This is a genomic window from Sphingomonas sp. LH128 (assembly GCF_000293195.2).
GTDB classification, from domain to species: Bacteria; Pseudomonadota; Alphaproteobacteria; order Sphingomonadales; family Sphingomonadaceae; genus Novosphingobium; species Novosphingobium resinovorum_A.
In genome coordinates, this window is the sequence record NZ_ALVC01000499.1 from 1 (window position 1) to 1,507 (window position 1,507).

General features: G+C 62.5%; 3 protein-coding genes. All 3 read left to right on the plus strand.

What is annotated here, in order from left to right:
- The coding region (locus tag LH128_RS29225; RefSeq protein WP_008833311.1) for a hypothetical protein at positions 1-518 on the plus strand (518 nt) is incomplete at its 5' end.
- Positions 519-529: 11 nt separating this feature from the next.
- Complete coding sequence (locus tag LH128_RS29230) at positions 530-829, plus strand: hypothetical protein (protein WP_008833312.1); 300 nt, start codon at positions 530-532, stop codon at positions 827-829.
- A 15-nt stretch (positions 830-844) separates the two neighbouring features.
- Complete coding sequence (locus LH128_RS34100) at positions 845-1,354, plus strand: hypothetical protein (RefSeq protein WP_008833313.1); 510 nt, start codon at positions 845-847, stop codon at positions 1,352-1,354.
- The last annotated feature ends 153 nt before the right edge of the window (positions 1,355-1,507 follow it).

Below are 1,507 nucleotides of genomic sequence, written 5' to 3' on the forward strand. Positions count from 1 at the left end.
CCCGCCACTTCGCGGCCGTCACGTCGGACCGTGCCGATGATGACAGCCTGCGTTTCGCCTGCAGCCGCCGCGTCATCGAACTCGAACGCTTTCCGGCACTTCTCACCCTGGCCGTGCGCGGAGTGGCCCATGACCGCGTTGCCAAAGAGCGATTCCACGCTGACGGCGCCAAAGCCATGAATGCCCTCGCTCTGGAAATCGGCCTGGCCCCCGGCAGCTACACCGTCAGCTCCACGCCCAGCGATCCCGCGATCGCAGGATATGTCGCGCTATCGAGCGATGACCTGTCGATCATGCTCAGCGTCGGCCCGCTCCATGAGGGCAACGAGGTGCAATACTTCGCCAAGCGCGGTCCTGCAGCCGGCCACAAGCTGCGCTTCGCGGCAATGCGCGATTTCGTCCGGCCCACCCGTTTCGCAGTGCGCATCCGCCGTGATCTGCGTCTCGATGCCATCGTGCCCTCGCCCGCGCTCATCGAACCCCACACGCAGGCGCCGCGCGAACCCATCGCCGCTTAGGGAGACATCCCATGCTCACCACACATCAGGTTCTCGATCTCGTTCGCAGCGATGCCGCCCGGATCGAACGCTTCACCCAGCGCCGCGAGGTTTTCCTCGATGCGCTGGACTGGACAATGTTCACTTGTGAACAGGTCCACGAAGCTGCCATGCTGGACTTCATGCTGGAAGATGACCTTGCCGCAGCCCTCCAGCGGGTTTCCATGGCGGAAAGCCTCGCTGCCATGGGCATGACCCTTGTCCCTGCCTTCATCCGCTACAATCCATTCCCGCGCCCCTGGCATGTGGAGTGGCTCGCGCTGGCGAATTGAACGGAGATCACCCTCATGAGCCGTTACGATTTTCCCGGAAAAGGCGTGGCGAGCAGCGTCGCCATCGGATGGGACCGGCCTTTGGCCACCTTCTTCGTCCAGGTCATGCAGCCCCATCCTCGTATCGAGGGCGAGGAAGCGACCTACATCTGGAAGGGCGCTGCCCCCGGCGAGCTTCCCACCGCAGCGGCCGCAATCACGGTCGCTGCCGAATATGCTGATCTGCCCGAGGATCTTGGCGCGACGTTGGAGACCGATCGCCTGAAGACCCTCGGCACATTCGATGGGCCTGCCCAAGAGGCTGCGAAGCCCTTCATCCAGGCATCGCCTCCGCCGATACACACCGAGGCCGAAGCCCGCGAGGCCGGTTACACGCGCGCCGTCATCGCGGACAGTACCCACCATACCCTCGAATTGCTGATCGAACCTGAAGCCGACCTCGATTCCATCTTCTTCGCCTTCGACCGCGGTGGGAACGAAATGCTCCATATCCATGGTTGGAACTTCACGATCGAGCCGGAGTGACGTGGCAACAATCATGTGATAGTGTGAATACACGTATTCAATCGGAGACAGTGCCATGGCGACGTCAATACGCCTCGCCCCTGAAGTAGAGCAGCGCCTCGATCATCTCGCGAGCGCCACCGGGCGCACCAAGGCATATTACCTGCGCGAAAT